1 protein-coding gene is annotated in these 655 nt (G+C 50.1%); it reads left to right on the top strand.

The annotated features are described in order from the left end of the window. Window positions 1–53 precede the first annotated feature (53 nt). Complete coding sequence (locus DSOL_RS26235; protein ID WP_170871635.1) at window positions 54–614, top strand: tyrosine-type recombinase/integrase; 561 nt, start codon at window positions 54–56, stop codon at window positions 612–614. Window positions 615–655: the final 41 nt, after the last annotated feature.

Here is a 655-nt window from a genome sequence, read left to right as displayed (position 1 = left end):
AAAAGGTTGTTAAGCGCGGCCTGTATCATTTGTTGTCGCCGGAGTTCAAAGCTGTGATTGACTGTTACCGGGCATCCGAAAGCAAGCGAGACAAGAAGGCAACCACAATCATAGCCGAGGCGAGTCATGGGGCGAGTTTTTTATACGCTTTGCAGCAGAAAGGCATAAACACTGTTGATGCGATTACAGAAGCGACTGCATTGTCCGTTTTCATAGGCGAGGACGGCATTTTGCGCCGAAGCTGCTCGTACAAAAAGAACATCGCAGCAGTTTTCAAAGCCTGTATAAGAGAGAACCCTGACTGCCCGGAACCGCTCACGAGAATATTGGCTTACCTACCTGAATTACGCGAACGGCGCAAGAACATTCAGTATCTGAAGCCGGAGGAAGTGCATCGGATTAAACAAGCTCTCACGAACATCGATTCGGGGCTTTCGCTCAGGGATAGAGCGGTTGGTTCGCTGGCGCTTTATACCGGGCTGCGATGCTGTGACATAGCCGGACTGACAGTAAATGATATTGATTGGGAGAACGAGTTAATCCGTATTAGGCAGCAGAAGACGGACGCTCCCCTCGAATTGCCGCTTTCCGTTACCGTAGGACGCGGTCTATGAATATCTTGCATCCGAACGCCCGGAAACCGAATGTGAATTCA

Origin of the sequence: Desulfosporosinus metallidurans (genome assembly GCF_001936615.1) — a bacterium.
Taxonomy (GTDB): domain Bacteria; phylum Bacillota; class Desulfitobacteriia; order Desulfitobacteriales; family Desulfitobacteriaceae; genus Desulfosporosinus; species Desulfosporosinus metallidurans.
Note: the sequence above shows the minus strand (reverse complement) of the source record. Positions and strands in the feature narration are given on the sequence as shown.